Annotated in this window: 26 protein-coding genes; 11 read left to right on the top strand and 15 right to left on the bottom strand. The window is 70.8% G+C overall.

Features of this window, described 5'->3' with window-relative positions:
* Positions 1-192: 192 nt before the first annotated feature.
* Together ACZ4Z2_RS23105 and ACZ4Z2_RS23100 are read right to left on the bottom strand one after the other, a co-directional pair.
* Positions 193-1,293, bottom strand: coding sequence for an asparaginase (locus tag ACZ4Z2_RS23105; protein WP_468078539.1), 1,101 nt, complete (start codon positions 1,291-1,293; stop codon positions 193-195).
* Positions 1,294-1,387: 94 nt separating this feature from the next.
* Positions 1,388-2,026, bottom strand: a complete 639-nt coding sequence (locus tag ACZ4Z2_RS23100; protein WP_468078538.1) for an RsiG family protein — start codon at positions 2,024-2,026, stop codon at positions 1,388-1,390.
* Positions 2,027-2,243: 217 nt separating this feature from the next.
* Between ACZ4Z2_RS23100 and dtd the strand changes: the two genes are divergently transcribed.
* Positions 2,244-2,669 carry a D-aminoacyl-tRNA deacylase gene (dtd, locus tag ACZ4Z2_RS23095; RefSeq protein WP_468078537.1) on the top strand — a complete coding sequence of 142 codons (426 nt, stop codon included), beginning with the start codon at positions 2,244-2,246 and terminating at the stop codon, positions 2,667-2,669.
* An 82-nt stretch (positions 2,670-2,751) separates the two neighbouring features.
* Here dtd and ygfZ read toward each other — a convergent pair whose 3' ends face one another.
* From ygfZ to ACZ4Z2_RS23080, 3 genes are all read right to left on the bottom strand, one after another.
* Positions 2,752-3,717: a CAF17-like 4Fe-4S cluster assembly/insertion protein YgfZ gene (gene ygfZ / locus ACZ4Z2_RS23090; protein ID WP_468078536.1), complete on the bottom strand. Its 966-nt coding sequence runs from the start codon at positions 3,715-3,717 to the stop codon at positions 2,752-2,754.
* A gap of 10 nt (positions 3,718-3,727) precedes the next feature.
* Positions 3,728-4,219 carry a Fur family transcriptional regulator gene (locus tag ACZ4Z2_RS23085; protein ID WP_468078535.1) on the bottom strand — a complete coding sequence of 164 codons (492 nt, stop codon included), beginning with the start codon at positions 4,217-4,219 and terminating at the stop codon, positions 3,728-3,730.
* A 63-nt stretch (positions 4,220-4,282) separates the two neighbouring features.
* Positions 4,283-4,858, bottom strand: a complete 576-nt coding sequence (locus ACZ4Z2_RS23080) for a heme-binding beta-barrel domain-containing protein (protein WP_468078534.1) — start codon at positions 4,856-4,858, stop codon at positions 4,283-4,285.
* A 276-nt stretch (positions 4,859-5,134) separates the two neighbouring features.
* Between ACZ4Z2_RS23080 and ACZ4Z2_RS23075 the strand changes: the two genes are divergently transcribed.
* Positions 5,135-5,497, top strand: coding sequence for a DsrE family protein (locus ACZ4Z2_RS23075; protein WP_468078533.1), 363 nt, complete (start codon positions 5,135-5,137; stop codon positions 5,495-5,497).
* 30 nt (positions 5,498-5,527) lie between these two features.
* On the opposite strand, the gene ACZ4Z2_RS23070 is transcribed toward ACZ4Z2_RS23075, so the two are convergent.
* The 7 genes from ACZ4Z2_RS23070 to ACZ4Z2_RS23040 all read right to left on the bottom strand — a co-directional run bounded on the left by ACZ4Z2_RS23070 (position 5,528) and on the right by ACZ4Z2_RS23040 (position 11,244).
* On the bottom strand, positions 5,528-5,797 hold the full coding sequence (locus ACZ4Z2_RS23070) for a DUF3099 domain-containing protein (protein WP_468078532.1): 270 nt from the start codon (positions 5,795-5,797) through the stop codon (positions 5,528-5,530).
* A 189-nt stretch (positions 5,798-5,986) separates the two neighbouring features.
* On the bottom strand, positions 5,987-6,277 hold the full coding sequence (locus ACZ4Z2_RS23065) for a DUF1416 domain-containing protein (protein ID WP_043502058.1): 291 nt from the start codon (positions 6,275-6,277) through the stop codon (positions 5,987-5,989).
* 78 nt (positions 6,278-6,355) lie between these two features.
* Positions 6,356-7,195 (bottom strand): sulfurtransferase, encoded by an 840-nt coding sequence (locus ACZ4Z2_RS23060; RefSeq protein WP_468078531.1) that lies wholly within the window; start codon positions 7,193-7,195, stop codon positions 6,356-6,358.
* Between the two features lie 481 nt (positions 7,196-7,676).
* Positions 7,677-8,408 (bottom strand): LmeA family phospholipid-binding protein, encoded by a 732-nt coding sequence (locus ACZ4Z2_RS23055; RefSeq protein ID WP_468078530.1) that lies wholly within the window; start codon positions 8,406-8,408, stop codon positions 7,677-7,679.
* Between the two features lie 323 nt (positions 8,409-8,731).
* Positions 8,732-10,012, bottom strand: a complete 1,281-nt coding sequence (locus ACZ4Z2_RS23050; protein ID WP_468078529.1) for a hypothetical protein — start codon at positions 10,010-10,012, stop codon at positions 8,732-8,734.
* Between the two features lie 10 nt (positions 10,013-10,022).
* A complete protein-coding gene (locus ACZ4Z2_RS23045; protein WP_468078528.1) occupies positions 10,023-10,277 on the bottom strand; it encodes a MoaD/ThiS family protein in 255 nt (84 codons plus the stop codon).
* A gap of 31 nt (positions 10,278-10,308) precedes the next feature.
* A complete protein-coding gene (locus tag ACZ4Z2_RS23040) occupies positions 10,309-11,244 on the bottom strand; it encodes an alpha/beta hydrolase family protein (protein WP_468078527.1) in 936 nt (311 codons plus the stop codon).
* Positions 11,245-11,451: 207 nt separating this feature from the next.
* Between ACZ4Z2_RS23040 and ACZ4Z2_RS23035 the strand changes: the two genes are divergently transcribed.
* The 5 genes from ACZ4Z2_RS23035 to ACZ4Z2_RS23015 all read left to right on the top strand — a co-directional run bounded on the left by ACZ4Z2_RS23035 (position 11,452) and on the right by ACZ4Z2_RS23015 (position 16,999).
* Positions 11,452-12,231 carry a response regulator transcription factor gene (locus ACZ4Z2_RS23035; RefSeq protein WP_468078526.1) on the top strand — a complete coding sequence of 260 codons (780 nt, stop codon included), beginning with the start codon at positions 11,452-11,454 and terminating at the stop codon, positions 12,229-12,231.
* A gap of 106 nt (positions 12,232-12,337) precedes the next feature.
* Positions 12,338-13,360, top strand: a complete 1,023-nt coding sequence (locus ACZ4Z2_RS23030; RefSeq protein ID WP_468078525.1) for a LacI family DNA-binding transcriptional regulator — start codon at positions 12,338-12,340, stop codon at positions 13,358-13,360.
* A 171-nt stretch (positions 13,361-13,531) separates the two neighbouring features.
* Complete coding sequence (locus tag ACZ4Z2_RS23025) at positions 13,532-14,629, top strand: S1C family serine protease (RefSeq protein ID WP_468078524.1); 1,098 nt, start codon at positions 13,532-13,534, stop codon at positions 14,627-14,629.
* Positions 14,630-14,813: 184 nt separating this feature from the next.
* Positions 14,814-15,548: a response regulator transcription factor gene (locus ACZ4Z2_RS23020; RefSeq protein WP_468078523.1), complete on the top strand. Its 735-nt coding sequence runs from the start codon at positions 14,814-14,816 to the stop codon at positions 15,546-15,548.
* Positions 15,545-16,999: a sensor histidine kinase gene (locus ACZ4Z2_RS23015; protein WP_468078522.1), complete on the top strand. Its 1,455-nt coding sequence runs from the start codon at positions 15,545-15,547 to the stop codon at positions 16,997-16,999. Before ACZ4Z2_RS23020 ends, ACZ4Z2_RS23015 begins: the two co-directional genes overlap by 4 nt.
* Before the next feature lie 54 nt (positions 17,000-17,053).
* On the opposite strand, the gene ACZ4Z2_RS23010 is transcribed toward ACZ4Z2_RS23015, so the two are convergent.
* A complete protein-coding gene (locus tag ACZ4Z2_RS23010) occupies positions 17,054-17,269 on the bottom strand; it encodes a DUF397 domain-containing protein (protein ID WP_468078521.1) in 216 nt (71 codons plus the stop codon).
* Positions 17,266-18,189: a helix-turn-helix domain-containing protein gene (locus tag ACZ4Z2_RS23005; protein WP_468078520.1), complete on the bottom strand. Its 924-nt coding sequence runs from the start codon at positions 18,187-18,189 to the stop codon at positions 17,266-17,268. The genes ACZ4Z2_RS23010 and ACZ4Z2_RS23005 overlap by 4 nt, the downstream gene beginning before the upstream one ends.
* Before the next feature lie 120 nt (positions 18,190-18,309).
* Between ACZ4Z2_RS23005 and ACZ4Z2_RS23000 the strand changes: the two genes are divergently transcribed.
* From ACZ4Z2_RS23000 to ACZ4Z2_RS22990, 3 genes are all read left to right on the top strand, one after another.
* Positions 18,310-18,471 (top strand): hypothetical protein, encoded by a 162-nt coding sequence (locus tag ACZ4Z2_RS23000; protein WP_468078519.1) that lies wholly within the window; start codon positions 18,310-18,312, stop codon positions 18,469-18,471.
* A complete protein-coding gene (locus tag ACZ4Z2_RS22995; RefSeq protein WP_468078518.1) occupies positions 18,471-18,776 on the top strand; it encodes a hypothetical protein in 306 nt (101 codons plus the stop codon). The genes ACZ4Z2_RS23000 and ACZ4Z2_RS22995 overlap by 1 nt, the downstream gene beginning before the upstream one ends.
* 77 nt (positions 18,777-18,853) lie before the next feature.
* Positions 18,854-19,759 carry an AraC family transcriptional regulator gene (locus ACZ4Z2_RS22990; RefSeq protein WP_468078517.1) on the top strand — a complete coding sequence of 302 codons (906 nt, stop codon included), beginning with the start codon at positions 18,854-18,856 and terminating at the stop codon, positions 19,757-19,759.
* A gap of 97 nt (positions 19,760-19,856) precedes the next feature.
* Here ACZ4Z2_RS22990 and ACZ4Z2_RS22985 read toward each other — a convergent pair whose 3' ends face one another.
* Positions 19,857-21,659 carry a bifunctional metallophosphatase/5'-nucleotidase gene (locus ACZ4Z2_RS22985; RefSeq protein WP_468078516.1) on the bottom strand — a complete coding sequence of 601 codons (1,803 nt, stop codon included), beginning with the start codon at positions 21,657-21,659 and terminating at the stop codon, positions 19,857-19,859.
* A 413-nt stretch (positions 21,660-22,072) separates the two neighbouring features.
* Here ACZ4Z2_RS22985 and mshD point away from each other — a divergent pair, with 413 nt between their 5' ends.
* On the top strand, positions 22,073-23,002 hold the full coding sequence (gene mshD, locus ACZ4Z2_RS22980; RefSeq protein ID WP_468078515.1) for a mycothiol synthase: 930 nt from the start codon (positions 22,073-22,075) through the stop codon (positions 23,000-23,002).
* Positions 23,003-23,036 lie beyond the last annotated feature (34 nt).

Below are 23,036 nucleotides of genomic sequence, written 5' to 3'. Positions count from 1 at the left end.
GCGGGTGCGGGTGGGTTGTGACCGGTCGCGCGGTTCCCCGCGCCCCTGAAGGGAACGGGCCTGCGGCCCGCCCCTTCATGAAAAGCACGGGCGCAGCCCGGTCGCTTTTCAGGGGCGCGGGGAACTGCGCGACCGGCCACGACGCACCCGCAGCCGCCCTGCGACGGTCACCCCCGAGCTACTGGGCGCCCCTCAGAACGCCGCCCGTACCTCCCCCACCTCCCGGCCACCCCCCAGCAACGGCAGCCGGCCGATACGGGAGACCACCGCCCCCTCGACCCCCATCAACGCGAGCGCCCGCCCGAGCACCGGCCCCAGCGCCCGCCCCCCTCCGTCGTCGACCTTGAACGCGAGCGCGCGCCCGTCGGCGAGCGCCACCGCCTGGACCCCCTCCGCGCCCATCTTGGACAGCGCGCCCGGAACCTCCCGCATGACCCACGTGTCGTGCCGGCGCGTACCGGCCACGTACTCGGGATGCGCACGCATCGCGTCGGCCACCCGGCGCTCCGCGGAACCGTCCGGCGCACGCACGAACGCGCGGAACGCCCGGGCCAGCCCCGTGAGGCCGATCGCCATCAGGGGAGCACCGCAGCCGTCCACGCCCACCGCCGCCACCGGCTCGCCCGCCGCCTCCTCGACCACCGTGCGGATGAGCCGCTGGAGGGGATGGTCCGGCTCCAGGTACGTCTCCAGGGGCCACCCCCGCCCCGCCGCCGCCGCGAGCATCGCCGCGTGCTTGCCGGAGCAGTTCATGGCGACCCGGTCCCGCACCCCGCCGGCGGCCAGGTACGCCTCCGCCTCCACCCGGTCCAACGGCAGGTCCGCCGGGCATCCCAGCGCCTCCGCGCCGAGCCCCGACTCCGCGAGCATCTTCCGTACGAGGTCCCGGTGGAACGCCTCCCCCGAGTGGCTCGCGGCGGCCAACGCCAGCCGCTCGCCCGCGAGATCGAGTCCCGCGCGCAGGACCCCGGCGGCCTGCATCGGCTTGTTCGCGGACCTCGGGAAGACGGGCGCCGTCACGTCCCCCACCGCCCACTCCACGGTCCCGTCCGCCCCCAGCACGACGAGACTCCCCCGGTGCCGCCCCTCGACGAACCCCGACCGCACGACCTCCGCGAGAACAGGCGGGACCGGCGCCTCACCGGCCCCGGCGGTTATCTCCGGCCCACCGGCCCCGGCGGCGGTCTCCGGCCCACCGGCCCCGGCGGCGGTCTCCGGCCCACCGGCCCCGGCGGCGGTCTCCGGCTCACCGACCCCGGCGGTTGTCTCCGGCTCTGTGGGATTCACGGGCATCGGCGGTCACCTTCCGGTACGGGAGCGGCGGGGTCTCACTCCGGTACCCAACACCGGCCGCCCTCCACACGATGCCCGCACGATGCCCGCCGTCTCAGAGGAGCAGGTCGTCGACCTGTGCCTCGCCCTCCCGGTAGCGCCGCGCGATCTCCGCGCTGCACTCGTCCGCCGTGCGCTGGAGCCGCTGGCGGCGGCCGGACACCTGCTGCTCGTAGCCGACGAGGCGGGCGAGCCCGGCGGTGAGTTCCTCGTCGGTACGGGCCGCGAGGTCCGACAGTTCGACCTCGGCGAGCATCTCGGCCGCCAGCAGCCGGTACTCCTCCCCGTGCGGCGTCCCCACGGTGACGTGCCGGGCCGACGAACGGTGCCGGGCCGGCGCGTCGGTGAGGATCTCGGAGAGCCGGTCGACCAGCGCCGGCGTACGCCCGTCGGACCCGGACGGCTCCGCCGCGCCCCCTCGGCGCGCCAGTTCGGCCCGCAGGATGTCGATCCGGCCCTGCAGCAGCCGCCGCACATAGCTGAGGTCGGCCTCGTCCCGCTGGGCGTCCCGGCGCAGGGTGCGCAGCTCCGGCAGCCGCAGCCGGGACAGATCGTGCTCCGGTGGGTCCGGCGGCAGCAGTGGTCCGCTGTCCGTGCGCTGGACCGGCGGCCGGCGGATCCCCGGTGCGGACCCCGGCCCCGTACGGGCAAACGTGGCAGTGACCGGGGGCTGCCCGGTACTCGATGTGCTCATGCGCCTCAACCGTCCCCTCGACCGGTGTGTGTGAGCATGGTGCCACTCTCGGTGGCCGCTTTGTGACCGAGTCCCCCCGATCCACCCCCAGATGGTCGGTAATGGATCAATAAGAAAGACCGGGCAAAGCGCTCCTCAAACGCCCGTGATCACGAACCCCCCGTACGGAGGACCCCCTCACCCACGGCTGATGGACGGCGGCGGCATGATGGTCGGCATGCGTGCGGTGGTGCAGAGGGTCGACGGCGCGAGCGTCGTCGTGGACGGTGAGACGGTCGGGGCGATCGAGGGCGAGGGCCTGTGCGTCCTGGTCGGGGTGACGCACGAGGACACCAAGGAGAAGGCCGCGCAGCTGGCGCGGAAGCTGTGGTCCCTGCGGATGCTCAGCGACGAGAAGTCGTGCAGCGACATCGACGCGCCGCTGCTCGTGATCAGCCAGTTCACGCTGTACGGGGACGCGCGCAAGGGCCGCCGGCCCACATGGAACGCGGCGGCCCCGGGTGATGTCGCGGAGCCGCTCGTCGACGAGGTCGTGGCCCGGCTGCGGGAGCTGGGGGCGACGGTGGCCACGGGACGGTTCGGCGCGAAGATGCGGGTGTCCCTGACGAACGACGGCCCCTTCACCGTCCTGCTGGAGATGTGACGGCCCCTTCACCGTCCTGCTGGAGGTGGAGGGCGCCCCGCCGGTCACGGCCGGGACGCCCTCGCGGGGCCCGTACGGGGCTCTACGGCTCGACGACGACTTCCTGGGCCGCCGCCGTCGTGTCCGCCAGGAGCGGCGCGTCCACCGGGACGTTCCGCTTCACCAGGGCCAGCGCGACGGGGCCCAGTTCGTGGTGGCGTACCGACGTGGTGATGAAGCCGAGCTTGCGGCCCTCGGGGCCGTCGTCGGCGAGCCGGATGTCCGTGCCGGGGGGCGGCAGGTGGACCTCGCTGCCGTCGAGGTGGAGGAAGACCAGCCGCCGCGGCGGCTTGCCCAGGTTCTGTACGCGGGCGACGGTCTCCTGGCCGCGGTAGCAGCCCTTCTGGAGGTGCACCGCCGAGCCGATCCAGCCCAGTTCGTGCGGAATGGTGCGGTGGTCGGTCTCGAAGCCGAGGCGGGGCCGGTGGTGCTCGACGCGCAGCGCCTCGTACGCCAGCAGACCCGCCGCCGGGCCGGCCTTCTCGGCGTACGTCTCCAGGTCGCCCCGCGGGAGGAAGAGGTCACGGCCGTACGGCGTCTCGCGGACGACCACACCCTCCGGGACCTCGGTGATCGACCCGGCGGGCAGATGGACGACCGCGAAGTCGTCCGTGCGGTCGGCGACCTCGACCCGGTAGAAGAACTTCATCGACTCCAGGTAGGCGAGCAGCGCCTCCCGGGTGCCGGGCTCGACATGGGCCCAGACGGTCTCGCCGTCGTCCACGAGGTACAACGCGTGTTCGATGTGGCCGTTGGCGGAGAGGATGAGGGCCTCGGTGGCCTGGCCGGTCGGGAGTTCGCTGACGTGCTGGGTGAGCAGCAGATGCAGCCAGCTGAGCCGGTCCTGGCCGGTGACGGTGATGACGCCACGGTGGGAGAGGTCGACGAATCCGGTGCCGTCGGCGAGGGCGCGCTGTTCGCGGAACAGATCGCCGTAGTGGGCGGCGACACCTTCGTCCACGCCCTCCGCGGGGACGGCGCCGGGCAGGGACAGCAGAGGGCTTTTCATACGACTAAGCCTACGACTCGGTATTTGAATCTTTCAGGTCGTCCGGGGCGCTCGGGCCCGTCCCGGGCCCCGCCGCCTTCGCGGCCTTCGCCGAGCAGTCCGCGCAGCGGCCGAAGATCGCGAAGTGCTTCATGTCCGTGTCGAAGCCGAACGTCTCGCGCAGCTTGTCCGTGAACTCGGCCGCCACCGACACATCGGCCTCGATGACCGTGGTGCAGTCCCGGCACACGAGGTGGATGTGGTGGTGCCGGTCGGCCAGGTGGTACGTCGGCGCCCCGTGCCCCAGATGGGCGTGGCTGACCAGCCCCAGCTCCTCCAGGAGCTCCAGGGTCCGGTAGACGGTGGAAATGTTGACCCCCGACGCCGTCTTCCTCACTTCCGCGAGGATGTCGTCGGGGGTCGCGTGCTCCAGGGTGTCCACGGCTTCGAGCACAAGCTGCCGCTGCGGGGTCAGGCGGTAACCGCGCTGCCGCAGATCAGTCTTCCAGTCGGTGCTCACCACACTGGAAGTCTAGGGTGTTTGAAAGTCGGGTGCTGTGCCGGACTTTCCAACACCCCCTGGTGACTACTTGAAGAAGGCGATGCCGTCGTCCGGCATGTCGTCGGGGAGGGCCTTGGCCCAGCGCTCGACGTCCTCCGGGGTGACGACCTTCTTCAGGTGGGCGGACATGTAGGGGCGCAGCTCGACCTCGGGGGTCTGCTTCTCGCCGACCCACATGAGGTCGCTGTTCACATAGCCGTACAGCCGCTTGCCGCCGGTGTAGGGGCCGGAGGCGGCGGTGCGGGCCACGGCGTCGGTGACCAGGTCGATCTGCGGCTTCTTGTCGGCCAGCTCGCCGTACCAGACCTCGACGACGCCGTCGTTGCGGACCATGGTGACCTCGACCTTGCGGTCGGCGTCGATCCGCCAGAAACCGGACTCGGACTCCAGCGGACGGACCTTGTTGCCCTCGTTGTCCAGCACCCAGCTGTGGGAGTGGTACTCGAGGAAGTCCCGGCCGTCGTGGGTGAAGGAGACCTCCTGGCCGAAGTTGCACTTCTCGGCGCCGGGGAAGTCGTGGACGCCCGCGCCCGACCAGCTGCCGAGCAGGAAGGCGAGGGGGACGAGGTCCTTGTGCAGGTCGGACGGGATCTCGATCATGAGTGGCGGTTCCTGGGGTGGTCGGTCAGCGCTGGCCCTGGTACAGCTTCTTCACAGCCAGTCCGGTGAAGGCGAGAACGCCGACGCAGACCGCGACCAGCAGGAGTTCGAAGAAGAGTTCCACGGGGTGCTCCTCGAAATGAGCGAAGGTTCGGTACTACACAGGGCCGGCCCCCAGCTTACGCGGCCCCGTGCGGGGACGGTCCGTGAGGTCGGCGCCGCCGCGCCCGTGCGCTCGGCGGGCTCCCCGGGCGGTCGGCGGACTACGCTGCGGGCATGGCGAAGAAGCTCGTGATCAAGGTGACGGCGGGGGCCGACGCTCCCGAGCGCTGCTCCCAGGCGTTCACGGTGGCCGCGGTGGCCGTGGCCAGCGGGGTGGAGGTCTCCCTGTGGCTGACCGGGGAGTCGGCGTGGTTCGCGCTGCCGGGCCGGGCCGCCGAGTTCGAGCTGCCGCACGCGGCGCCGCTGCCGGACCTGATCGACTCGGTCCTCGCGGGTGGCCGTCTCACCCTGTGCACCCAGTGCGCCGCCCGGCGCGACATCACCGAGCAGGACGTCATCAAGGGCGTACGGATCGCGGGCGCCCAGGTCTTCGTGCAGGAGACCCTGGCCGACGACACCCAGGCGCTCGTCTACTGAGACACCGGTCCACCGCCGGCCGGCCGCCGTTCAGGGCTGTCGGCCGGGGCGCCTCTTGCCGTCCAGTTCGTCCCACCACTCGTCGGACTTGGGGTCGCCGGACGGGTCGTCCCACCAGCGGTCGTCGGGCCCCCGCCGGTTGGCGACGACGGCGGCCAGCGGCGGGATGACCATGGCGACCAGACACATGCCGACCGCCACGGGAACCGACCAGAGGCGTACGACTCCCCACGCGAGGACGAAGAGCGTGAGGCACGTCCCCATCATGACGAAGTAGCGGTGGCGCCTCCGCGCGTACATGCCTCCAGGGTAGGGCGGCCGGTCCCGGCATGCCCCAGGACCGGCGGCCCGGCGTCCGGGCATGCCGAAGGGCCGCGCCCCAGGCGTCCAACCCAGGGGGGCGCGGCCCTTCGGCCGTTCACGGAGTGCCCGTTCACGGAGTGCCCGTTCACGGAGTGCCCGTTCACGGGGTGCCGTTCAGGGGGTGCCTCAGACGGCGATCGCGACCTCGGCGAGCGCGCCCTTCTCGGCGACGACGACCGTGCGGTCGGCGGTGCCGCCGGGGACCAGGGCGCGGACGGTCCAGGTGCCCTCGGCCGCGTAGAAGCGGAACTGGCCCGTCGCGGAGGTGGGGACCTCCGCCGTGAACTCGCCGGTCGAGTCCAGCAGACGGACGTAGCCCGTCACCGGCTCGCCGTCGCGGGTCACCTGACCCTGGATCGTGGTCTCACCGGGCTTGATCGTCGAGGCGTCCGGGCCGCCGGCCTTCGCTCCACACATGTCTTTCTCCAGATGGGGTCTGACCGGAAGGAAGGCCGGTCGGGACGAACGGGGGTGTGCGGGTACCGCTGGGGGTGCTTACTTGTTGGCGCCGAGTTCGATCGGGACGCCGACGAGGCTGCCGTACTCGGTCCAGGAGCCGTCGTAGTTCTTGACGTTCTCGACACCGAGCAGCTCGTGCAGGACGAACCAGGTCAGCGCGGAGCGCTCACCGATGCGGCAGTAGGCGATGGTGTCCTTGGCGAGGTCCACCTGCTCCTCGGCGTAGAGCTCCTTGAGCTCCTCGTCCGACTTGAAGGTGCCGTCGTCGTTGGCGTTCTTCGACCACGGGATGTTGCGGGCGGACGGGACGTGGCCCGGACGCTGCGACTGCTCCTGCGGCAGGTGGGCCGGGGCGAGCAGCTTGCCGGAGAACTCGTCGGGCGAGCGCACGTCGACCAGGTTCTGGGAGCCGATGGCCGCCACGACGTCGTCGCGGAAGGCGCGGATCGCGGTGTTCTGCGGCTTGGCCTTGTACTCGGTCGCCGGGCGCACCGGAACCTCGTCGACCAGCTCGCGGGCGTCGAGCTCCCACTTCTTGCGGCCACCGTCGAGCAGCTTGACGTCCTCGTGGCCGTACAGCTTGAAGTACCAGTAGGCGTAGGACGCGAACCAGTTGTTGTTGCCACCGTAGAGGATCACCGTGGTGTCGTTGGCGATGCCCTTCTCCGACAGGAGCTTCTCGAAGCCCTCCTGGTCGACGAAGTCACGGCGGACGGGGTCCTGGAGGTCCTTCGTCCAGTCGATCCGGATCGCGTTCCTGATGTGGTTCTTCTCGTACGCGGTGGTGTCCTCGTCGACCTCGACGATGGCGATGTTCGGGTTGTCGAGGTTGGCCTCGACCCAGTCGGCGTCGACGAGGACGTCGCTGCGGCTCATGCTTTCTCTCCTCCGGGGCAGTTGCGGCGGGGCGTGCGAAGCGCCTCCGGCGGTTTCAGCCGGGCGCGCACGGGTGTGTGCCCTGTTCGGGCAGGGCGAACGGGAAAGGCGGCCGGCCGGGGGCTGCCGCTCTCAGAAAGTGCGACAGAGCATGGCGGCGACGCGGCACAGGTCTACTGCCCGCCGCTTCGTGAGATCCGCCTGTCGCTTCATGGTTGTCGATCGTAGGGACGGACAGGCGGGCGTGTCACCGGCATGTCGTATTCTGAGACGCGATCGTCCGGATTGTGGGATGAGTTCCCCGGAACGGCGATACGCAAGGGGCTCGCGGGCCGGCGCGGCCGTCGTCACATCTGCGGTACGGACACCGCCGTCTCGCCTGTCGGACGCGGAGCCTCTCGGCCCGCCCACTCTGGCCCTCGCGTTCCCCGGCTGCTCGGGGGTGCTCCAGGGTGCTCCGGGGTTGCTCGCAGCTACCGGACTACCCGGCCAGCCGGACGTTCGAACCCTTCACCGAGATGTCCACCCCGTTCGGCGCGGCCTCCACCTTGTCGAGCTTGATACCGCCGGGCAGGTCGTCGATGGCCTGCTGGAAGTCGGTGATCGAACGGACCGCGTTCTCGGCCAGCGCGGCACCGAGCTCGGGCAGCGAGTCGGCGCGCACCTCCACGGAGTCGTCCTTGACGCTCACGGTGCTCAGCACGGGGAACGTCTTCTTGCCGAGGATCGGGATGTCGGCCTCGATCGCGACCTTGATCTTGCCGTTGCCGCCGTCGGAGAGACCGACCACGCGCGCGGTGGTGCCGGGGGCGACCCGGGTGGGCTCGGACTTGGCGGCCTTGAGGAGCTCGTCGTACGCGATGGTCGCGGTGCCGGTGGCGGAGGCGGCCGTGGCGGAGCTGTAGTCGCCGGAGAACTCCACGCCGCGCATGTGCGCCGTCAGGTCGGCGATGCGGATGCTCTCGTCGGACTTGCCGGTGGTGGCCTCGTAGTCCGAGATGCCGACCTCGACGTCGTCCAGTTCGCCGCCGGCGACCTGGGTGAGGAAGGGGAAGCCGTTGATGGACACGTCCGGGGTGGCGGTCAGGCCCTCGCTGCTCTTCAGCTTCCGGGCGACCTCGTCCTCGGCGAACCCGACGGCCACGCGGTCGGCGACCACGAAGAGGCCGCCCAGGATCACGGCGACGATCACAAGTATCCGCAGTGCGCGCATCTCTCGGTGTTCCCCACGTTGTCCACTCGGCGGCCCGCTCGTCCTTCAACGACCAGAGTGGCCGCTCCGGGCGAGGGTAATCGCGCGGCGGTAAAACGGGCGTCGGTTCGTGAACGTTGTTGATCACCTGTGACAGGACGCGGGCCGGGGTGGACCGGGCTTCGGGTACGGGTGGGTGAGCGCTGGTCGCGTGAAAAGCACGGGGCGCAGCCCCGGGTGCTTTTCAGGGGCGCGAGAACGGCGCGACCAGCCCCCGCGCACCCGCACCGCCGACACAGGTCGGCCGAACAAACAGCGCGCCCCGAGCTACAAGGCGCCCGGCCTCAGCCCAGCGCCCGGCCCAGCAGATACACCGCCGGCGCCGCCGCGGCGAGCGGCAGCGCCACCCCCGCCGTGAAGTGCACGAAACGGGACGGGTAGTCGTAGGCGGCGACCCGGTGGCCGACCAGCGCGCACAGCCCGGCCCCCGCGCCCAGCAGCGCCCCGGAGCTGCCGAGTTCGGTCGTTCCGCCGACGGCGACCCCCGCACCGCTCGCCGCCAGCAGCGCCACCACCACCGATGCCGCCGTCGGCAGCGGCAGCGCCCGCGCCACCACGGCCACCGCCACAGCGACCCCGCCGACCGTGACCGCGTTCGCGGTGGCCGCCAGATACCCGGTCGCGATGATCGCGAGCGCCGCCGAGGCGACCGTCGCCATCAGGCCGTACAGCCGCTCGTCGGGGTCCGCGTGGCTGCGCAGCCCGAGCACGATCCCGAGCAGCACCCAGACGCCGAGCGTCCCGAGGATCGCCGCGGGCGCGTGTTCCCGCCCGGCCACGAACAGCGCCGCGTCCGCCGCGAGCGCACCGGCGAACGCCAGCACGATGCCCTGCCGGGCCGGCCACATGCCGTTCAGCCGGAACCAGCCCGCCGCCGTCACGGCCTGGAGGATCACCAGCGGTACGGCGAGCGCGTACTCCCCGATCGCCGCCGCGCCCGCCAGCAGCAGACCCAGGACGGCCGTGATCAGCGCCGGCTGCATGCCGGGCTCGATGATCGGCGACCGTCCCTCGGCCCGCGCCCGCTGCGCGTCGGTGATCCGCGCGTTCCCGGTGAGCGTCGGGGGCCCGTACGCGGGCCCGGCCCCGGAGCCGGAGGAGTGGGCGGGGTCGCCGCCCTGGGCGTGGCCGTGCGGAGCCCCCGGCGCCTGCCCCTGGGGGAACCCCTGACCGTGCGGGTACGCCTGGCCCTGCGGACCGGCCTGCCCCTGCTGCCCCTGCGGACCGGCCTGCCGATGCTGCCCGGTGTGCCCATGCTGTCCGGGCTGGCCCTGCTGTCCGGCCTGGTGGTCCGCGGCGTACTGCGCGGGGCGGCCGTCCGGCTGCGGGGGCAGGTACGCCGTCTCCGTCAGGTTCGCCGCGAAGGGGGCGGTCCGCGGCTGCGTCTGGGTCTCCCAGGTCTGGCCGTCCCACTGCTGGGTGTACTGCTGCGCGTGGGCGGCCTGGTCCTCGTCGTACCCCTGCCACTGCTGCGCCGCGTACGGCGGCTGCTGCTCCGGCTGCTGCTGGGCGTCGTAGCCGGGGTGCCCCTGGTGGCCCTCGTACCCGTACGGCTGGTTGCTCATGATCTGGGGGTCACCCTCCTGCGAACGGCGGGAGCACCTCGACCGTGCCGCCCTCGGCCAGACGTACCGTCTCATGGTCACGGGTGCCCACGGGGTTCCCGTCGACGAGGAAGGAGCAGCGCCTCAGCACCCGGACGAGTTCGCCGGGGTGGCGCTCGCTGATCTCGCCGAGGGCCTCGGCGAGGGTGTCCGCGTCGTAGGGCTCCTCGGAGATGCCGGCGGCGGCTTTGGCCGCGGCCCAGTAGCGGACGGTGCCCTTTGGCATCTGCGTTCCTCTTGGTTAGTCGTGACGGGCATCAGGCTACGGGGGAGTCCGTGCCGTGGAGAAACCGCGGGCGGATCGTGCCGTCCAGCCCCTTTCGCACCACCCAGTCCCCCATCCGGTCCAGCAATTCCCCGGTGGCCGCGTGTTCCGCGTGGCCCATGCCCTCCTCCAGCCACAGTTCCGCGTGCCCGCCCGCTGCCTCCGCGAGCATCCGGGGGTGGTCGACGGGGAAGTAGCCGTCCCTGTCGCCGTGGACGATCAGCAGTGGCGTCGGAGCGATCAGAGGGACCGACTCCACCGGCGAGGGCGGCACCGGGTTCCACTCGCGGTGGTGGATGCGGGTGTGGAAGCCGTAGCGGCCGACGAGGCGGCCCGCGGGGCGGGTGACCAGCCAGTGGAGGCGTCGCATGGGAGCCGTCCCCCGGTAGTACCAGCGGGCGGGCGCGCTGACCGAGACCACCGCGTCGGTGCCGGCGTCGGGCAGGGCCGCGTGACGCAGGACGACCGACCCGCCCATGGAGAAGCCGACCGTGGCGACGCGTTCGTGTCCGAGGGCGCGGGCCCAGCGGACGGCCGCCGCCAGGTCGAGGACCTCGCGGTCGCCGACCGTGGAGTGGCCGCCGGACCGTCCGTGGCCGCGGAAGGAGAAGGTCACGACGGAGCCGTACCGGGTGAGGGCCGACACCACTCTTCGAACATGCGGCCGGTCCACACCGCCCGTGAAACCATGCGCGACGACGATCGCCGGATGACTTCCGAGTGGCTTTCCGGTGTCGTCGGAGAGAGAGTGAGAGGCGTTGTATACGACCGTGCCCGGGTTGTATACGGCCTCGATATTCACCCCGTCTTCCGTGCTCAGAAACCTGCGCAGAGGGTTCTTCGGCGGCCCGGAAGCGGTTCGGTACCCCGTCTCAGAGTCCGGGATATCGGAAGATCGCGTCACATCACCTGCCGGACCAGCGCTCATGTGGGCTATTCTGCTGGACAGAGGACTCGGGCAACGTAGCCCCCGGGTCCTTTTGTGCTTTCGGAAGCGTTGTATACGAAGCGGGAAACACCAGGTGACCGCAGGTGTACGGGCCCCCGGGAACGCAGAGCAGACCGCTGTGAAGTTCCGCAGTGCAGTTCGCAGTGCCGTAAACGTCCTCGCAGGGACCGAGGAGGAACCAGACGTATGAGTTCTCTGCTGCTCCTGACCAATGCCCTCCAGCCGTCGACGGAGGTGCTCCCGGCTCTCGGCCTGCTGCTGCACAACGTGCGCGTGGCCCCGGCGGAAGGCCCCGCCCTCGTCGACACCCCCGGTGCGGACGTGATCCTCATCGACGGACGCCGTGATCTCCCGCAGGTCCGCAGCCTGTGTCAGCTGCTGCGCTCCACCGGGCCCGGCTGCCCGCTCATCCTCGTCGTCACGGAAGGCGGCCTCGCCGCCGTCACCGCCGACTGGGGCATCGACGACGTCCTCCTCGACACCGCCGGCCCCGCCGAGGTGGAGGCACGGCTGCGGCTCGCCATGGGCCGGCAGCAGATCGTCAACGACGACTCCCCGATGGAGATCCGCAACGGCGACCTGTCGGTCGACGAGGCGACGTACTCCGCCAAGCTCAAGGGCCGCGTCCTCGACCTCACCTTCAAGGAGTTCGAGCTCCTCAAGTACCTCGCCCAGCACCCCGGCCGCGTCTTCACCCGCGCCCAGCTGCTGCAGGAGGTCTGGGGCTACGACTACTTCGGCGGCACGCGCACCGTGGACGTCCACGTACGGCGGCTGCGCGCCAAGCTCGGCCCCGAGCACGAGTCGCTGATCGGCACCGTCCGGAACGTCGGTTATCGATTCGTTACGCCCGAGAAGGGCGAACGCGCGGCCGACGAGGCGAAGGCCAAGGCCGGACGCTCAAAGGCGGAGGATGCGGACGAGACGGCGCCCCTGGAGGCCGCCGAGGTCGCGGCCGAGGCGTAGTGCGCCGCCCCGCCCCCTCCTCGGCGCACGGCGGACGCACGCGTGTGGCGCAGTCGAGCCCTCGTACGCCCTGCCCAGGGGCGGTCCATCCGCGTAGACTCCGCGCGTGGCCAAGGTGACTCGGGATGATGTGGCGCGACTGGCGGGAACTTCCACCGCCGTCGTCAGCTACGTCATCAACAACGGACCCCGGCCGGTCGCCCCGGCCACGCGCGAGCGTGTCCTCGCCGCGATCAAGGAACTGGGGTACCGGCCCGACCGGGTCGCCCAGGCCATGGCCTCGCGGCGCACCGAGCTGATAGGCCTGATCGTCCCGGACGCCCGTCAGCCCTTCTTCGGCGAGATGGCGCACGCGGTCGAACAGGCGGCCGCCGAGCGCGGCAAGATGGTCCTCGTCGGGAACTCCGACTACATCGCCGAGCGCGAGGTCCACTATCTGCGGGCGTTCCTCGGGATGCGTGTCTCCGGGCTGATCCTGGTCAGCCACGCGCTCAACGACAACGCCGCCGCCGAGATAGAGGCGTGGGACGCGCGCGTGGTGCTGCTGCACGAGCGGCCCGAGGCGATCGACGACGTCGCCGTGGTGACCGACGACCTCGGCGGCGCCCAGCTCGCCGTGGAGCATCTGCTGTCGCACGGGCACGAGTACGTCGCCTGTCTGGGCGGCATCGCCGAGACCCCCCTGGTCGGCGACCCCGTCTCCGACCACGTGGAGGGCTGGCGCCGCGCGATGGACGAGGCCGGCATCTCCACGGAGGGGCGCCTCTTCGAGGCCCCCTACAACCGCTACGACGCGTACAACGTGGCCCTCGACCTGCTCTCCGGCCCGCACCGGCCCCCGGCCATCTTCTGCTCCACCGACGACCAGGCCATCGGTGTGCTGCGCGCCGCGCGCGAACTGCGCATCGAGGTGCCCGGCGAGCTGGCGGTGGCCGGCTTCGACGACGTGAAGGAAGCGGCGCTGACGGACCCGCCGCTGACCACGGTCGCGACGGACCGCACGGGCATGGCCCGCGCCGCGGTCGACCTCGTCCTCGACGACGGCCTCCGGGTGGCGGGCTCCCGCCGCGAGCGGGTGAAGCTGTTCCCGTCGAAGCTGGTCACGCGGCGGTCCTGCGGGTGCGTGTGAAGCGGTAGGGGCGCACCGGCATCAGCCGTCCGCGAGCCTTTGTTTCCCACGTTTTCCTGCGTCCGGGGCTGTGACGGGGCCGGGCGCCTTTATATGGGACATACGAGGTTCTGCCGGGCTTCTCAGGGAGCACTCAGGGAGCTCTCATGGTGGCGCGTCAAGCTCTGAGCCATGACCGAGAGCTTCCGCCGCAGCGGCGAACACGAGAACCCCTATCAGGGTGACCAGCAGCAGCACGGCACGTCTCCGGTGAACCCGGAGTGGCCGCCCCCGCCGGCCTACGCGCCGACCCCGCCGACGCCGACGTCCGCGTACGGCTCGGCCCCGACCGCTCCTCTCTCCGAGGCGGTGCCCTCCGGTGCCGCTCCCGCGACGGCGGCCTCGTCCTCGTCCTCGCCCGCCTCGAAGAAGCGCGCCAAGGGCCCCCTCGCGCTGGTGGCGGCCGTGGCGATCGTGGCGGCGGCGATCGGCGGCGGTACGGCGTACGGGATCCAGGAGCTGACCGGCAACGACACCGTGGCCTCCAGCTCGACCAGCACGAGTGTGGTGCCGACGAGCCAGAAGGGCACGGTCGCCGGGGTGGCCTCGGCGGTCAGCCCGAGCATCGTGGAGATCAACGCCGCCTCGAACGAGGGTGAGTCCACCGGCTCCGGTGTGATCATCACCAGCACCGGCGAGATCGTCACGAACAACCACGTGGTCTCCGGTGCCTCCCGGATCAAGGTGACGACCCACAGCGGCAAGACGTATTCCGCCGAGATCGTCGGCACCGACAGCAAGAAGGACCTCGCCCTCATCAAGCTGCGGGACGCCTCCGGGCTGAAGGCGGCGACCCTCGGCAACAGCAACGGGGTCAAGGTCGGCGACCAGGTCGTGGCGATCGGTTCCCCCGAGGGGCTCACCGGCACGGTGACCAGCGGCATCGTCTCCGCGCTCGACCGTGACGTGACCGTCCCCACGGACCAGGGCCGGCAGCAACAGCAGGACGGTGGCGGCGGGTGGCCGTTCGAGTTCGGCGGCCAGGAGTTCAACGGTGACACCGGCTCCTCGACGACCACGTACAAGGCGATCCAGACCGACGCGTCCCTCAACCCGGGCAACTCCGGCGGCGCCCTGATCGACATGAACGGCAACATCATCGGCGTCAACTCCGCGATGTACTCCGCGTCCTCCTCGGGCGACGCCGGCAGCGCGGGCCTCGGCTTCGCCATCCCGATCAACACGGTCAAGTCCGACCTGAGCACGCTGCGGGCGGGCGGCTCGGACTGAGGGCGACCGCCATGCGACTGTCGGGTGATCGACCGCACGACTGTCGGATGATCGGTTGAGGCTCGACTTATCCACAGCCGTGCCCGACCCGGCGCCCTGGAACGTGCGAGGCTGAGTCCGGATCGACCACTCCTCACTCCCTCTCCCCCGCCATGCCCCACCGCACCCGAGGAACGACACGACCATGAGCCCCGCCGAAGGCGACCGTGAACCCCAGCGCATCCTCATCGTCGACGACGAGCCGGCGGTGCGCGAAGCACTCCAGCGCAGCCTCGCCTTCGAGGGGTACGACACGAAGGTCGCGGTCGACGGCGCGGACGCGCTGGAGAAGGCGACCGCGTATAGGCCGGACCTGGTGATCCTCGACATCCAGATGCCCCGCATGGACGGCCTGACCGCCGCCCGCCGGATCCGCGGCGCGGGCGACACGACCCCCATCCTGATGCTGACGGCCCGCGACACGGTCGGCGACCGTGTCACCGGGCTCGACGCGGGCGCCGACGACTACCTGGTCAAGCCCTTCGAGCTGGACGAACTCTTCGCCCGCGTCCGGGCCCTGCTGCGCCGCAGCTCGTACGCGGCGGCCGTCGCCGAGACGGACCGGGAGGACGAGGCGCTCACCTTCGCGGACCTGCGGATGGACCTGGCGACCCGTGAGGTGCGGCGGGGCGACCGGCCCGTGGAGCTGACCCGTACGGAGTTCACGCTGCTGGAGATGTTCATGGCGCACCCGCGCCAGGTCCTCACCCGCGAGCAGATCCTGAAGGCCGTCTGGGGCTTCGACTTCGAGCCCAGTTCCAACTCCCTCGACGTGTACGTCATGTATCTGCGCCGCAAGACGGAGGCGGCGGGCGAGCCCCGCCTGGTCCACACGGTGCGGGGCGTGGGGTACGTCCTGCGGCAAGGCGGCGCGGAGTGAGGAGGATCCTGCGCCGCTACCGCACCCTGCCGATCCGCACCCGCCTGTCCCTCCTGGTCGCGGCGGCGGTCGCCTTCGCGGTGGCGGCGGTATCGGTGACGTGCTGGTTCATCGTGCGGGGGAAGTTGTACGACCTGGTCGACGACGAACTCGACAAGGCCATGAGCATGGGGGCGATCCAGGACCAGGCCAGGTACGCGGTCAACAACTGCACACAGACCGTGAGTGAGCAGAACCCCCGCTTCGGCCCCCGCAACACCTACTTCCAGGTGGTCCTGGACGACGGGAAGTCCTGTGTCCTGGACTTCTCCTCCGGTCTGGTCAAGGTGACCCCCACCGACATGGAGGTCGTGAACGGCACCGAGCGCACCGAGGCCATCTACCACAACGGAACCGACACCAAGGGGAACGACGTACGCGTCAAGACCCAGCCGGTGAGTATCGCTGATCCGGACACGGGCCAGCTGTCCAACGCGGCGCTGATCGCCGCCCTCCCCCTTCACGGCACCCAGGCCACCCTCAACGACCTCGCCCTGATCCTCCTCCTCGTCTCCGGTATCGGAGTCGTCGGCGCCGGAGCGGCCGGACTGGCCGTGGCCCGGGCGGGGCTGCGCCCCGTCGACAAGCTCACGGAAGCCGTCGAGCACGTGGCGCGCACGGAGGATCTGAGCATCCGTATCCCGGTGGAGGACGAGAGCGAGGACGAGGTCGCCCGGCTGTCCCGCTCCTTCAACTCGATGACCAGCGCCCTGGCCAGCTCCCGTGACCTGCAACAACAACTGATCGCGGACGCGGGCCACGAACTGCGCACCCCGCTGACCTCCCTGCGGACGAACATAGAGCTGCTCAGCCGCAGCGAGGAGACGGGCCGCCCCATCCCGGCCGACGACCGCAAGGCCCTGCTCGCCTCGGTGAAGGCCCAGATGACGGAACTGGCCTCGCTGATCGGGGACTTGCAGGAGCTGTCCCGCTCCGACTCCGGTCAGAACGGCGGCCGGCTCCAGATCGTCGACTTCCAGGAGACGGTCGAGGCCGCGCTGCGCCGGGCCCGGCTGCGGGGGCCTGAGCTGACCATCACGGCGGACCTCCAGCCCTGGTACGTACGGTCCGAGCCCTCAGCCCTGGAGCGGGCGATCGTCAACATCCTGGACAACGCGGTGAAGTTCAGCCCCGAGGGCGGCACGATCGATGTGGCGCTGGAGGCGGGCGTCCTCACGGTCCGGGACCACGGCCCCGGCATCCCCGCCGACGAACTCCCCCACGTCTTCGACCGCTTCTGGCGCTCCCCCAGCGCGAGAGCCCTCCCCGGCTCCGGCCTGGGCCTCTCCATCGTGGCCCGCACGATCCAACAGGCAGGCGGCGAGGTGACCCTGACCCGAGCGGAGGGCGGCGGCACGCTGGCCACGGTCCGACTGCCGGGCGCGACCACGCCTCCGCCGGAGATGACATAGGGCTCTCCCCGCCTTCCTGCCAGGAAGATCTGTTCCACCGTGATCCATACCGGTTCACCTCAGGGGATGAACACCAGCCTGGAGGGACGGAAGGAAGGCAATCCACGAGGTCGCGTCGAAGACGATCACCGGGCCGTTCGGGGCCTTGCTGTCGCGGACGGGGACCAGGTGGAGGGGGCCGTCGGCGACCTCCAGGCAGTTGTTCGCTCCCCCGTCGCTGTAGCTCGACTTGCGCCAGGTGACGGTGCTGAGATCGGGGGTGCGCGTCATGATCTGTGCTCCTTCAGTACGTCCCTGATGAACGTCAGCGAGTCCGAGGGGGACAGTGCCAGATCCCGAAGCCGATCGTAGGACAAACGGTGGTGCAGCACGTCCTCCGGATCGTCCATCAACAGTCCGCTGCTGTCACCTTCCGTGTAGGCCACGGCGGTTGCGTCCGGCTGCCACAACAGGGTCAGCGATCCCTTCCCCACGAAGTGGTGGATTCCCGCGGTGAACGGCAGCACCTGAATCACCACATTGGGCCGCTGGGCCGCTGCCTCCAGGTGCAGCAACTGGCCGTGCCAGGTCTCCGCGCTGGAGGCCCGACGTCGGAGCGCCGGTTCATCGATCACGAAGCGGATGCTGGGCGCCGGATCCCTGTTCAACAGCAGCTGCCTCCCCAGGCGCGCAGCCACCTGCTCCTCGATCACTTCAGCGTCCTTGGGTGTTGTCTGGGGCTCAGACAACACCTCGCGGGCGAACTCCTCCGTCTGCAACAGCCCCGGCACGTCCGGGGTGTACACATGCACGATCCGGGCTGACGCCTCCAGCCGCATGTACTCCTTGTACTTGTCCTTGAAGGCGTCGAGCCGAGCCACCTTCCACAGACAGACCAGCAGGTCAGCGGAGCCGTAATACCCGTCCAGGTCTTCCATCACAGTCAGCTTGGACAGCCGCTCACCCGACTCCAGGCGGCTCAGATAGCTCTTGTCGTACCCGGTCTCGTCGGCCAACTGCCCGAGCGTCCTGCCCGCCTTCTCCCTCAGGAAGCGCAGGGCCTGACCCAGCACCGCCCGGCCCGACTCCGCCATCCCGTCAACCGATTCGCTCACGTCACCCCTCCCCGTTGTCTGGCGCTCCAGGCAACGCCTGGCCTCTTCCCCAACGTACGCCGCAGCCGTGACGATCTGATCGCGAACGGTAATCACCGCTCGTCATTCCGACCCTGAAATAACCCTGAGACGAGAAGGGGACGCTTTGCCATGCGCGGATTCGTCGCGAGACTCCGGGTCTTCATGCAACGGCACACCGCCGTGGACCCACAGCCTGTGGATACCCACGAGCCACCCGAACCCCTTCCGCTCCCCTCCCTCAAACCCATCGACGACCTCTGGCCCTTCGAGCCCTACGACAACTTCGTACGGCCCTACGTGCTGAGCCCCGAGGAGCTGTACGTCTACGGCGTGGACCTCGACGGGGTGTCCGCGTGATGCCCGGGCTGCGGCTGCTGCCCTGGACCTCCCCCGACGGCAAGCCCTGTTATCTCGACCCGGACACCGTGCACCCGGGCACCCTGTCCCTGCTCGCCGACCACGTGGAGACGATGCAGCTGGGGTCGGCGGAGGAGGTCGCGGCCGGTGGCAGGGCCGTACTGGCGGACCCGGTGGCCGGGGAGCGGGCGTTGCGGTTCGCGCTCACGCGGGCCGTGGAGTCGTTGGAGGACGTCGTACGGATCGCCGTCAGCCGGGGGCGACGGCTCGACGGGACCTCGGCCCCCGTCCCGGACCCGGACTGACCCGACCGGGCACAGGATGTCGGGTGCGGTGCGGTGTCCTCTTCCTAGCGTGGACGGCGCAAGGGAAGGAGACCGAGGTGCTGGAGCGGCTGAACCAGGCCCTGGACCACATCGAGTCACGGCTCGCCGAGTCGGCCGAGCCGATCGAGGTGACCGAGCTGGCCCGGATCGCGGCCACGTCGGAGTACCACTTCCGGCGGCTGTTCTCCGCACTCGCGGGGATCCCGCTCTCGGAGTACGTCCGGCGCCGGCGGCTCACCCTCGCGGGCGCCGAGGTGCTCGCGGGGGAGCGGACGCTGCTGGAGATCGCGGTGCGCCACGGCTACGGCTCGGGCGAGGCGTTCGCACGGGCGTTCAAGGCGATGCACGGGGTGGGGCCGGGCGAGGCCCGGCGGGACCGCGCGGCGCTGCGGTCGCAGCCTCGGATGTCCTTCCGTCTCGTCGTCGAAGGGAGGAGCAGCATGCGATACCGGGTCGTGGAGAAGGAGGAGTTCCGTGTGGTGGGGAGGAAGGTGAGGGTGCCGCTGGTCCACGAGGGGATGAACCCCGGGATCGTCGAGTTCGTGCGCGGGCTCGGGCGGGACACGATCGAGCGGATCGCCGCCCTCTCCGACGAGGAGCCGGCGGGCATCCTCGGGGTGAGCGACAACCTCGACCCGAGCCGGGCGGAGGGCACCGAACTGGACTACTACCACGCCGTGGTGACGTCGGCCGCCGCACCGGACGTCCCGGACGACCTGGACTCGCTCCTCGTCCCGGCGGGCTCGTGGGCGGTCTTCGAAAGCTCCGGCCCGTTCCCGCAGGCCCTCCAGTACCTCTGGCGGGACGTCTTCACCCAGTGGTTCCCGTCCAACCCGTACCGGAGCCGACCGGGCCCGGAGATACTCCGTACCCGTCTCTCGGAGGACGCCACCGAGGCGGATGCCGAGCTGTGGATCCCCGTGGAGCGGACCCCCGTGGAGCGGACCCCCGTCGGCGTCTGAGCGAGACGCGAAGACAGCGAACGCGAATCCCCGCGCCCCTGAGACTCGGGGACGCGGGGATTCGGCTGGCACGGCGAACCGAACAGCCGGCCGGCGACTAGCTGACGATCGTGATGCGGTTGGCCGCCGGCGGGGCGATCGGGTTGCCCGCCGAGGAGTTGGCGAGCAGGTACGCCTCCAGCGCGGCGAGGTCGTCGCCGCCGACCAGGTCGTTGGTGCCCTGGCCCAGCGTGGTGATGCCGTCGCCGCCGCCCGCGAGGAAGCTGTTCGTCGCGACGCGGTACGTGGCGGCCGGGTCGAGGGCCGCGCCGTTGAGCTTGATGGAGTCGACGACGATCCGGTCGGCGCCGGTCTTCGTCATGTCCAGCGTGTACGTGAAGCCGGTCGACGGCAGCAGGATCTTCGGCGAGGCCGCGTTGGAGCCGCTGACCTGCTCCTTGAGGATCTGCACGAGCTGGGCGCCCGTGAAGTTCTGCAGGTTCACCGTGTTGGAGAACGGCTGGACGGTGAAGCCCTCCGCGTAGGTGACGACGCCGTCGCCCTCGCTGCCCTTGGCGGCGTAGGTGAGGGGCGCGCGGACACCGCCGGGGTTCATCAGCGCGAGGTCGGTCTCCGGGTCCAGCTTCTTGCCGGCGGCGAGCTGCGCGTCGGCGATGAGGTCGCCCATGGGGGACTCGGTGCCGGTGCTCGGGATGTCGGCGGATATGTAGCCGATGGGCCGGTTGCCGATGGGCGCGGCCAGCGTGTTCCACCGGTTGATGAGGTCCGTCATGTCGGCGGCCTTCGCCACGTCACGGGTGACGACGTGGTTGGCGGACTTCACGGCCGTACGGGAGATGTCGCCGGTCTTGCGGTCGTACGTCAGCGTCGTGTCGGTGTAGAGGCGGCCGAAGGACGCGGCCGAGGTGACCATGCGCGGCTTGCCCGACGGGTCCTTGATCGTGCAGGCGTACGCGGCGTGCGTGTGGCCGGTGACGAGGGCGTCGACCTTCGGGGTGATGTTCTTGGCGATGTCGACGATCGGGCCGGAGATGCCGTCACCGGCGCCGGGCGAGTCGCAGTCGTAGTTGTACGACGTGGAGGCGGGGGCACCGCCCTCGTGGATGAGCGCGACGACGGACTTCACGCCCTGGCGCTCCAGCTCCTTGGCGTACTTGTTGATCGTCTTGACCTCGTCCTTGAAGGTGAGGCCCTTGACGCCCTCGGCGGAGACGACGCCCGGCGTGTCCTCCAGGGTCACACCGATGAAGCCGATCTTGACGCCGTTCTTCTTCCACACCCAGTAGGGCTTGAGGAGGGGCTTCTTGGTCTTGTTCTCGATGACGTTCGCGGCGAGGTACGGGAAGTCCGCGCCCTTGAACTTCTTGCCCTTGACGTAGCAGCCGGCGGTGGGGTGGCAGCCGCCCTTCTGCAGGCGGGCCAGTTCCTTGGCGCCCTCGTCGAACTCGTGGTTGCCGACGCTCGTGACGTCCAGGTCGAGGTTGTTCAGCGCCTCGATGGTGGGCTCGTCGTGGAACAGGCCCGACAGCAGCGGCGAGGCGCCGACCATGTCACCGGCGGCCGCCGTGATCGAGTACGGGTTGTCCCCGCGGGCGTCGCGCAGATGCGTGGCCAGGTACTCCACACCACCGGCGTTGATCGTCGTGGTCGTCCCGTCCTCGTGCAGCTCGGTCACCCGGCCCGAGGAACCGGCCGGGGGCTCCAGGTTGCCGTGCAGGTCGTTGAACGACAGCAGCTGAACGTCCTGGTACCGGCTCGGCTCGGTCTTGCCCGGCTTGGCCTCACCGGCGCTCGCCGGGAGCGCGGCGGCCAGCGCGCCGACGGTCGCGAGACCGGCCGCGACCGCGACGATCCGGTTGCGGCGGCTGCCACGGCGTTGCGCGTGGGGTGTGGCTGACATGTGCCCCCCTGGTTCGTAAGAGACGTAAGGAAAACGTGAGAACAGGCCCCGTCGGCCCGAAGCGTAGATTCAACGCGCGTAGCGCGACAGGGGGTTCATGGTTACGACCTGGTTGCCATCGAGGAGGATGGTTGACAAAACGGGGCGTACGGTCCGCCCGGAACCCCCGGCACGGCTCGGGCACGGTGGCCGATTCACGCCACCCGCCGCTCCTCCGCACGGCCGGTTCCCGTCACCCGCCGCCCCTCCGCACGGCCGGTTCCCGCCACTCCTCCGCGCAGGCAGCTTCACGCCACCCGCCGCCCCTCCGCGCAGGCGGGATCAGGCCATCCACATCCCCCGCCCGCCACCCCCGGGAACCGACCCCGTTCCGAGGCGCCCTCCCGGCGCGGCCCCCGGTTAATCTCGAACCCATGACCAGCGACGACACCGCCCGGCCCCACTCAGCCGCCCGCAGTATCGAGACCCGCCTGGAACTCACCCCCGACCAGAGGACGGCCGTCCTCGACCTCCTCGACGAGGCCGCCCAGGTCGACGGCCAGCCCGCGGTGTCCGAGCAGGGCCGCCTCCAACTCCGCGGCGGCCCCCGCGAAGGCGTCCGCCACCTCCTGCTCACCGTCGGCGACACCCTGGTCGGCTACGCCCAACTGGAGGACACCGACCCCGTCGAGGCCCCCGCCGCCGAACTCGTCGTGCACCCCTCGCACCGGGGCCACGGCCACGGCCGGGCCCTCGGTTCGGCGCTGCTCGCCGAGTCCGGCAAGCGCCTGCGGGTGTGGGCGCACGGCGGGCACTCCGCGGCCCGCCATCTCGCCCAGGTCCTCGGCCTCACCCTCTTCCGCGAACTGCGCCAGATGCGCCGTTCACTGGCCGATTTCGACCCCCCGGAGCCGGCCCTCCCCGAGGGCGTCACCGTCCGCGCCTTCGTGCCCGGCGAGGACGACGCGGCCTGGCTCGCCGCGAACGCGGAGGCGTTCGCCCACCACCCCGAACAGGGCTCCCTCACCCAGCGCGACCTCGACGACCGCAAGGCAGAGCCCTGGTTCGACCCGGCCGGGTTCTTCCTGGCCTTCCGGGGCGACGAACTCGCCGGTTTCCACTGGACGAAGGTCCACGCCGCCGAACAGCTCGGCGAGGTCTACGTCGTGGGCGTCCGCCCCGGCGCCCAGGGCGGCGGCCTCGGCAAGGCGCTCACCACGATCGGCCTGCGCCACCTGGCCGCACAGGGCCTGCCGACCGCGATGCTCTACGTCGACGCGGACAACAAGGCGGCGGTGACCGTGTACGAACGCCTCGGATTCGTGACGTACGAGACGGATCTGATGTACCGCAGCGAAACCTGACGCACGGGACGGGGGCCTGCGCCTCCCCCGGCGG

The sequence above is a fragment of the Streptomyces sp. NPDC030183 genome, assembly GCF_055573455.1.
This window is presented reverse-complemented; position numbering and strand designations above follow the sequence as displayed.

Bases quoted from the DNA above. Each gene is read 5' to 3' on its own strand.
- ACZ4Z2_RS23060 (WP_468078531.1), bottom strand. From the start codon at position 7,195: ATGAGCCGCAGCGACGTCCTCGTCGACGCCGACTGGGTCGAGGCCAAC.
- ACZ4Z2_RS23080 (WP_468078534.1), bottom strand. From the start codon at position 4,858: ATGATCGAGATCCCGTCCGACCTGCACAAGGACCTCGTCCCCCTCGCC.
- ACZ4Z2_RS23020 (WP_468078523.1), top strand. From the start codon at position 14,814: ATGAGCCCCGCCGAAGGCGACCGTGAACCCCAGCGCATCCTCATCGTC.
- ACZ4Z2_RS23045 (WP_468078528.1), bottom strand. From the start codon at position 10,277: ATGCCAAAGGGCACCGTCCGCTACTGGGCCGCGGCCAAAGCCGCCGCC.
- ACZ4Z2_RS23100 (WP_468078538.1), bottom strand. From the start codon at position 2,026: ATGAGCACATCGAGTACCGGGCAGCCCCCGGTCACTGCCACGTTTGCC.
- ACZ4Z2_RS23050 (WP_468078529.1), bottom strand. From the start codon at position 10,012: ATGAGCAACCAGCCGTACGGGTACGAGGGCCACCAGGGGCACCCCGGC.
- ACZ4Z2_RS23105 (WP_468078539.1), bottom strand. From the start codon at position 1,293: ATGCCCGTGAATCCCACAGAGCCGGAGACAACCGCCGGGGTCGGTGAG.
- mshD (WP_468078515.1), top strand. From the start codon at position 22,073: ATGACCAGCGACGACACCGCCCGGCCCCACTCAGCCGCCCGCAGTATC.
- dtd (WP_468078537.1), top strand. From the start codon at position 2,244: ATGCGTGCGGTGGTGCAGAGGGTCGACGGCGCGAGCGTCGTCGTGGAC.
- ACZ4Z2_RS22995 (WP_468078518.1), top strand. From the start codon at position 18,471: ATGCCCGGGCTGCGGCTGCTGCCCTGGACCTCCCCCGACGGCAAGCCC.
- ACZ4Z2_RS23010 (WP_468078521.1), bottom strand. From the start codon at position 17,269: ATGACGCGCACCCCCGATCTCAGCACCGTCACCTGGCGCAAGTCGAGC.
- ACZ4Z2_RS23055 (WP_468078530.1), bottom strand. From the start codon at position 8,408: ATGCGCGCACTGCGGATACTTGTGATCGTCGCCGTGATCCTGGGCGGC.
- ACZ4Z2_RS23075 (WP_468078533.1), top strand. From the start codon at position 5,135: ATGGCGAAGAAGCTCGTGATCAAGGTGACGGCGGGGGCCGACGCTCCC.
- ACZ4Z2_RS23070 (WP_468078532.1), bottom strand. From the start codon at position 5,797: ATGTACGCGCGGAGGCGCCACCGCTACTTCGTCATGATGGGGACGTGC.
- ACZ4Z2_RS22985 (WP_468078516.1), bottom strand. From the start codon at position 21,659: ATGTCAGCCACACCCCACGCGCAACGCCGTGGCAGCCGCCGCAACCGG.
- ACZ4Z2_RS23025 (WP_468078524.1), top strand. From the start codon at position 13,532: ATGACCGAGAGCTTCCGCCGCAGCGGCGAACACGAGAACCCCTATCAG.
- ACZ4Z2_RS23065 (WP_043502058.1), bottom strand. From the start codon at position 6,277: ATGTGTGGAGCGAAGGCCGGCGGCCCGGACGCCTCGACGATCAAGCCC.
- ACZ4Z2_RS23035 (WP_468078526.1), top strand. From the start codon at position 11,452: ATGAGTTCTCTGCTGCTCCTGACCAATGCCCTCCAGCCGTCGACGGAG.
- ACZ4Z2_RS23040 (WP_468078527.1), bottom strand. From the start codon at position 11,244: ATGAGCGCTGGTCCGGCAGGTGATGTGACGCGATCTTCCGATATCCCG.
- ygfZ (WP_468078536.1), bottom strand. From the start codon at position 3,717: ATGAAAAGCCCTCTGCTGTCCCTGCCCGGCGCCGTCCCCGCGGAGGGC.